The organism is Microbacterium sp. (assembly GCF_031178525.1).
Classification (GTDB): domain Bacteria; phylum Actinomycetota; class Actinomycetes; order Actinomycetales; family Microbacteriaceae; genus Microbacterium.
On record NZ_JAPSJA010000138.1, the window covers coordinates 1 to 6,744 of the forward strand.

Annotated in this window: 7 protein-coding genes; 4 read left to right on the forward strand and 3 right to left on the reverse strand. The window is 69.6% G+C overall.

What is annotated here, in order from left to right; genetic code table 11:
• Window positions 1-112: 112 nt before the first annotated feature.
• On the reverse strand, window positions 113-1,186 hold the full coding sequence (ychF, locus tag RIF89_RS09515) for a redox-regulated ATPase YchF (protein ID WP_309068880.1): 1,074 nt from the start codon (window positions 1,184-1,186) through the stop codon (window positions 113-115).
• Between the two features lie 85 nt (window positions 1,187-1,271).
• On the opposite strand from ychF, the gene RIF89_RS09520 reads away from it, so the two are divergent.
• The 3 genes from RIF89_RS09520 to RIF89_RS09530 all read left to right on the forward strand — a co-directional run bounded on the left by RIF89_RS09520 (window position 1,272) and on the right by RIF89_RS09530 (window position 4,899).
• Window positions 1,272-2,795 (forward strand): oligopeptide:H+ symporter, encoded by a 1,524-nt coding sequence (locus RIF89_RS09520; protein ID WP_309068881.1) that lies wholly within the window; start codon window positions 1,272-1,274, stop codon window positions 2,793-2,795.
• A 68-nt stretch (window positions 2,796-2,863) separates the two neighbouring features.
• Complete coding sequence (locus tag RIF89_RS09525; protein ID WP_309068882.1) at window positions 2,864-3,448, forward strand: 3'-5' exonuclease; 585 nt, start codon at window positions 2,864-2,866, stop codon at window positions 3,446-3,448.
• A 143-nt stretch (window positions 3,449-3,591) separates the two neighbouring features.
• On the forward strand, window positions 3,592-4,899 hold the full coding sequence (locus tag RIF89_RS09530; RefSeq protein WP_309068883.1) for a DNA recombination protein RmuC: 1,308 nt from the start codon (window positions 3,592-3,594) through the stop codon (window positions 4,897-4,899).
• Here RIF89_RS09530 and RIF89_RS09535 read toward each other — a convergent pair.
• Window positions 4,886-5,089: a hypothetical protein gene (locus tag RIF89_RS09535; RefSeq protein ID WP_309068884.1), complete on the reverse strand. Its 204-nt coding sequence runs from the start codon at window positions 5,087-5,089 to the stop codon at window positions 4,886-4,888. The two genes, RIF89_RS09530 and RIF89_RS09535, sit on opposite strands and share 14 nt — an antisense overlap.
• A 123-nt stretch (window positions 5,090-5,212) precedes the next feature.
• A complete protein-coding gene (glpX, locus tag RIF89_RS09540) occupies window positions 5,213-6,193 on the reverse strand; it encodes a class II fructose-bisphosphatase (RefSeq protein WP_309068885.1) in 981 nt (326 codons plus the stop codon).
• Window positions 6,194-6,364: 171 nt separating this feature from the next.
• On the opposite strand from glpX, the gene RIF89_RS09545 reads away from it, so the two are divergent.
• Window positions 6,365-6,744 (forward strand): class II fructose-bisphosphate aldolase (locus tag RIF89_RS09545; protein ID WP_309068886.1); only part of this gene is annotated, 380 nt, incomplete at its 3' end.

Below are 6,744 nucleotides of genomic sequence, written 5' to 3' on the forward strand. Positions count from 1 at the left end.
CACGACTCCGCGGTACCCGCGATGGACACGTGACTCAGTGCTGCAGGCCATTCAGCCGCTCGCAAACCTCACCCGGTAAGGAGAATGCAAAAGCCCCGGTCAGAGAGCCCTTCTAGACATTGAATCTGAACTCGACGACGTCACCGTCGGACATGACGTAGTCCTTGCCCTCGATGCGGACGCGGCCCTTTGACTTGGCCTCCGCCATCGAGCCGGCCTCGTCCAGGTCGGCGAACGAGACGACCTCGGCCTTGATGAAGCCGCGCTCGAAGTCCGAGTGGATGACGCCGGCGGCCTGCGGGGCGGTCCAGCCCTTGCGGATCGTCCAGGCGCGCGACTCCTTGGGGCCCGCCGTGAGGTAGGTCTGCAACCCGAGCGTCTCGAAGCCGACGCGGGCGAGCTGGTCGAGGCCCGACTCCTGCTGACCGAGCGACTGCAGCAGCTCGAGCGCCTCCTCGGGCTCGAGGTCGATCAGCTCCGACTCGACCTTCGCATCGAGGAACACGGCCTTGGCCGGCGCGACCAGCGCGGCGAGTTCCGCCATGCGCGCCTCGTCCGTGAGGACGCCCTCGTCGACGTTGAAGACGAACAGCGTCGGCTTGGCGGTCAGCAGGCCGAGCTCGCGGATCGGCGTCACGTCGAAGCCCGCCTGGAAAAGCGTCTTGCCGGTGTCGAGTACGGCCTTGGCGGCGTTCGCCGCCTCGAGCACGGCGGGATCCGCCTTCTTGCCCTTGACCTCCTTCTCGAGACGCGGGATCGCCTTCTCGAGCGTCTGCAGGTCGGCGAGGATCAGCTCGGTGTTGATCGTCTCCATGTCGGATGCGGGGTCGACCTTGCCGTCCACGTGCACGACGTCCGAGTCGGAGAATCCGCGCACAACCTGCGCGATCGCGTCCGCCTCACGGATGTTGGCGAGGAACTGGTTGCCCAGGCCCTCGCCCTCGCTCGCGCCACGCACGATGCCGGCGATGTCGACGAAGGAGACGGGGGCGGGAAGGATGCGCGCGGATCCGAAGATCTCGGCGAGCCGGTCAAGGCGCGGGTCCGGCAGCTCCACCACGCCCACGTTCGGCTCGATCGTCGCGAACGGGTAGTTCGCGGCGAGCACCGTGTTCTTGGTCAGGGCGTTGAAGAGAGTCGACTTGCCGACATTGGGAAGGCCGACGATTCCGATGGTAAGAGCCACGGGAGTCCAGTCTACGCGCGCGGCCTCGCCCTCCCCGGTCAGCCGCTCGGAGGATCCATGGAGGTCCGCATGCGAATCTGGAATGATGAGTGCCCCAACCATCGGCCGGACCGCAGGTGCGCAGGATCCCCGCGAAGATCGGCGCTTCTTCGGTCATCCGCTCGGTCTGCTGACGCTCTTCACGACCGAGATGTGGGAGCGCTTCAGCTTCTACGGCATGCGCGCGATCCTGCTGCTCTTCCTCACGGCCGAGCTGGCGGAGGGCGGCCTCGCGCTCGACGAGACGACCGGCCAGGCGCTCGTCGCGATCTACGGCACCGGCGTCTACCTGCTGACGATCGTCGGCGGCTGGCTCGCCGACCGAATCATGGGATCGCGTCGCGCGACCCTGTACGGCGGCATCGTCATCGCGGCGGGCCACGTCAGCCTGGCCCTGCCCGGCGCCGCGTTCACCTTCCTCGGCATGGTCCTCGTCGCCGTCGGCACGGGCCTGCTGAAGTCGAACGTCTCGACCATGGTCGGCGACCTCTACGCCCGCGACGACGCTCGCCGCCAGTCGGCGTTCTCGATCTTCTACATGGGGATCAACCTCGGCTCGTTCTTCTCGCCGCTGATCATCATGCCGGTGCGCCTCGCGTTCGGCTTCCACGCCGGGTTCCTGGTGGCGGCGATCGGCATGGCGCTCGCGGTCGCATTCTTCGTCGGCGGCCGCCGCATGCTCTCGGCCGAGGGCGACGTCGTGCCCAACCCGATCCCGCGCGCCGAAGTGCCGAAGGTCATCCGGATGATCGCGCTGATCCTCGCCGGCGTCGCGGTGCTCGCGCTGCTCGCGTCGCTGCTCCAGGGCGGCTGGGGCCTGGACGCCATGATCGACACGCTCAGCTACGTCGGTCTCATCGCGCCGGTGATCGCGTTCGTGCTGATGTACCGATCCCCCAAGGTCACGGCGCCCGAGCGCAGCCGTCTGCTCGCGTACATCCCGCTGTTCATCGCGGCGATGCTGTTCTGGATGATTCTGGATCAGGCGGCGACGACCATGACGACGTTCGCGGATCAGCGCACCGACCTGAGCATCCTCGGGTGGCAGTTCGGCGCGGAGCTGTTCCAGTCGATCAACCCGTTCGTGATCTTCGTGCTCGCGCCCGTGTTCGCGTGGATCTGGGTGAAGACCGGAGACCGCCCGGCCGTGCCGTACAAGTTCGCGATCGGCCTCACGCTCGCTGCCGTGTCGTTCGTCGTGCTCGCCGGCGGCGCAGCCCTCGCCGGCGACGGGAAGGCGCCAGCGATCCTGCTCATCTCCGTGTACGTGATCCAGACGATCGGCGAGCTGTTCCTGTCGCCCGTCGGGCTGGCGGCCACGACGCTGCTGGCGCCGAAGGCGTTCCGCGGCCAGGCGATGGGCCTGTGGTTCCTCGCCCCGGCGGCGGGTTCGGCCATCACGGCGCAGGTCGTTCAGGCCACGGAGGGCGTGTCGGACGCCGCATACTTCGGCTGGACGGGCGTCGTCGCCGCCGTGTTCGCGGTCGCGCTGTTCGCGGTCAGCCCGTGGGTGCGCAAGCTCATCCGCCAGGCCGACGAGGCCGAGGGCGTGCACACCTCGGGCGACTGACCCGCGCGATCGGAGCCCGGGCGGCGCGCCTGCCGGAGCCGGGTCGCCGCGCCGCGCAGACTCGATCCGTGGCACTGGACTTCACGGCGATCGACTTCGAGACGGCGAACGGATCCAGGGCGAGCGCCTGTCAGGTAGGGCTCACGAAGGTGCGCGACGGCAAGGTCGTCGAAACGGCCGGATGGCTCATCCGCCCACCCCTCGGCCACGACGAGTTCCTGGAGTGGAACACGCGGATCCACGGCATCACGGCCGCGGATGTGGTGGACGCTCTCGGCTGGGACGAGCAGATCGAGGACCTGATCGGGTTCGCGGAGGACGACGTGCTCGTCGCCCACAACGCGAGCTTCGACATGGGCGTGCTGCGCGCGGCCTGCGAGGTCACCCGCTACGACCTGCCCGCGTATCGCTACGCGTGCACGCTGCAGGTCGCGCGGAAGGTCTACCGCCTTCCGTCCTACCGTCTCCCGGTCGCGGCGGAGGCGGCGGGCTTCTCCGGCTTCGCGCACCATGACGCCATCGCCGATGCGCTGGCGTGCGCGCACATCCTGATCGACGCCGCCCGGCTCTCCGGAGCGGATGACCTCGACGCCCTGTCCCAGCTGATCGGCGCTCGCATCGGCCGGATCGAACCGGCGGTCGTCGCCGCCTGAGGCGCGTCTGCGCTGACGCGCCCCTTGGTGCGCGACACCCGCGTTTCCGCGGACGACCCGCGCGATCAGCCTGTCGGATCCTGCGTCCTGCGGACTCGGAGGGGCGCCCAGCGGATGTCCGTGGTCCCGTCCATGATGGGGCCATGGACGCACTCGCCCTTCTGCTCGTGATCGTGGCGCTGCTCGCCGGCGCGGCGATCGGCTGGTTCGCGCGGGCCGGGCGGGCGGCCCGCGACGGGGCCGCGCTCGCGGCGCGAACGGCGGAGGTCGCCGGGCTGCGCGAGGCGCTCGAGCGCGAGCAGGATCTGCGCCGCGACGCGATCGCACACGCGCAGGCCGAGCGCGCGCAGACCGAGGAGCGCGCGCGACGCGAGAGCGCTGTGCTCACCGCGCTGTCCCCCGTGCAAGAGAGCCTGCACCGCATGCAGCAGCGCGTCGACGAGATGGAGCGCGAGCGGCACAGCCAGTTCGGCACCATCGCCGAGCAGCTGCGTCGCGCGCACGCTTCGGACGAGGCGCTGCGGGCGACGACCGAATCGCTCGCGGGCGCCCTGCGGTCGACCACCGCGCGCGGCGTGTGGGGCGAGGCCCAGCTGCGCCGCGTCGTCGAATCCGCCGGCCTCGTCCGGCACGTCGACTTCGACATCCAGACGGCGCTGTCGGGCGACGACGTCTCCGGCCGTCCCGACATGATCGTGCGCCTGCCCGGCGACAAGGCGATCGCGATCGACGCGAAGGCGCCGCTCGACGCGTTCCTCGATGCGGCGGCGATCTCCGACTCGGCGGCGGGCGACGACGCGCGCCGCCGACGCGAGCTGCTGAAGCAGCATGTCAAGGCCGTGCGCGGTCACGTCGACGCGCTCGCGCGCAAGGCGTACTGGGCCGGGCTCCCATCGAGCCCCGAGTTCGTGGTGTGCTTCCTGCCGAGCGAGTCGATCCTGGCCGTGGCACTCGATGAGGATCCGACACTGCTGGAGTACGCGTTCTCCAAGCGCGTCGCCCTGGCCTCCCCGGTCAACCTGTGGGCCGTGCTGAAGACCGTCGCCTACGCGTGGACGCAGCAGGAGGTCTCGGACGAGGCCCGCACCCTGTTCACGCTGGGCAACCAGCTCTATGAGCGCCTCGGCACGCTCGCGCAGCACGCCGACGGCCTGCGCCGGGCCATCGAACGCACGGTCGACAGCTACAACAAGTTCGCCGGGTCACTGGAGTCGCGCGTGCTCGTCACGGCACGCCAGTTCCCCGGCATCGACGAGACGAAGCTCGCCGCCACACCCGAACCCCGGCCACTGCATTCCACCACGCGGCGTATGGCGGCGCCCGAACTGCTCACGGGCCTGGAGGACGACATCGCAGTGACCGAGTCGATCGCGACGCGTCTGGATCAGTCCCGTCTCGCCCCGATGGAGCCGGCGGCGGGCGACGAGAGCGAGGCGATCAGCCGGGGATGAGGCTCAGCAGCGCCGTGACGGCGCCCGAGAAGCCCGCGAACGCGCCGATGAACCACCAGGCACTCGGCTCCTGGCCAGGCGCCCGCCGAACGCGCAGCAGTACGTCGGGACGACGTGCCGGATCGGGATACACCGGCTGCGGAGCGCTGTGCTCGGGAACGTGCTGAACTGGCGCGTTCTGTACTGACATGCCTTTTCGCCCCCTGCTGTGTCGGACATTCCGCTTCGCCCATCATCCCAGACGGAACCTCCGAAATCGGTCACAGGTGCATCACGCGCTCCGGCGTGGCGCGGGCAGCTCACCCCGTTGCGATCACAGCCACTTCGACGTGAGGTGGTCGGACGAGACGCGGCGCAGTGTGCCGGAGTGGCTGCGGAGCACGACACTCTCGGTGTAGACGTAGTCGCCCTGGCGGCGCACGCCGGCGACCAGCTGACCATCGGTCACGCCCGTCGCGACGAACAGCGTGTTGTTGCCGGCGACGAGGTCGTCCGCCTCGTACACGTGATCCATCTTGAGTCCGGCGTCGATGCCCTTCTGCCGCTCCTCGTCGTCACGCGGCCAGAGGCGACCCTGCACGTGCCCGCCGAGCGCCTTGATGGCGCACGCGGTCACGATGCCCTCGGGGCTGCCGCCGATGCCCACGCACATGTCGGTGCGCGCGTCGTGACGCGCCGCATTGATGCCGCCCGCGACGTCGCCGTCGCTCATCAGGCGGGTTCCCGCGCCGGCCTCGCGGATCTCCTGGATGAGCTTCTCGTGGCGCGGACGGTTCAGCACCGACACCACCACCTCGTCCACGGGCTTTTCCAGCGCCTTCGCGAGCCGGCGGATGTTCTCGCCGATCGGCAGGCGGATGTCGACGACGCCGACGCCCGCGGGACCCGTCACGAGCTTGTCCATGTAGAAGACGCTCGAGGCGTCGAGCATGGTGCCGCGATCGGACATCGCGATGACGGACAGCGCGTTCTGACGGCCGGCAGCCGTCAGCGAGGTGCCGTCGATCGGGTCGACCGCGATGTCGTACGAGCGCCCCTCCCCCGTGCCGACGTGCTCGCCGTTGTAGAGCATCGGCGCATTGTCCTTCTCGCCCTCGCCGATCACGATCACGCCGTCGAACTCCACGGTCGACAGGAAGGCCCGCATCGCATCGACCGCCGCGCCGTCCGCCGCCTCCTTGTCGCCGCGGCCGATGAACGGCACGGCGCGGATGGCGGCCGCTTCCGTGGCGCGCACCAGCTCGAGGGCGATGTTCCGGTCGGGGTGGAGCGGGGACATGTCAGCGGTCTGCATGAGGCGAGCGTATTGCGATCCCGGCCCGGACTTGCGCGCGTGTCGCCTGCAGGATCGCGCAATCTTTCCGAAACCGCAAAGCGGGCCTCTCCGAGGCGCCCGCGGACGGCATGAACCCCCGACTTTCCCTAGACTGGCGGCGAATCCGTCGACCGACTCCAAGGAGCAGACATGGCCTTCGCCACCCCGGATCAGTACGCAGAGATGCTGGATCGCGCAAAGGCGGGCGGCTTCGCGTACCCGGCGATCAACGTCTCAAGCTCGCAGACGATCAACGCGGTGCTGCAGGGCCTCCAGGAGGCCGGCAGCGACGGAATCCTGCAGGTCACCACCGGCGGCGCCGACTACTTCGCGGGCCACACGGTCAAGAACCGCGCGGTGGGCGCGATCGCCATGGCCGAGTACGTCAAGCGCGTCGCCGCGTCGTACGACATCACCGTGGCCGTGCACACCGACCACTGCCCCAAGGACGCGCTCGACAGCTTCCTGCTGCCGATCCTCGCGGCCTCCGAGGAGCAGGTGAAGGCCGGCGGCGCGCCGATCTTCCACTC

Coding starts and splice junctions, on each gene's coding strand:
- RIF89_RS09520 (WP_309068881.1), top strand. CDS start 1,272: ATGAGTGCCCCAACCATCGGCCGGACCGCAGGTGCGCAGGATCCCCGC.
- RIF89_RS09530 (WP_309068883.1), top strand. CDS start 3,592: ATGGACGCACTCGCCCTTCTGCTCGTGATCGTGGCGCTGCTCGCCGGC.
- RIF89_RS09535 (WP_309068884.1), bottom strand. CDS start 5,089: ATGTCAGTACAGAACGCGCCAGTTCAGCACGTTCCCGAGCACAGCGCT.
- glpX (WP_309068885.1), bottom strand. CDS start 6,193: ATGCAGACCGCTGACATGTCCCCGCTCCACCCCGACCGGAACATCGCC.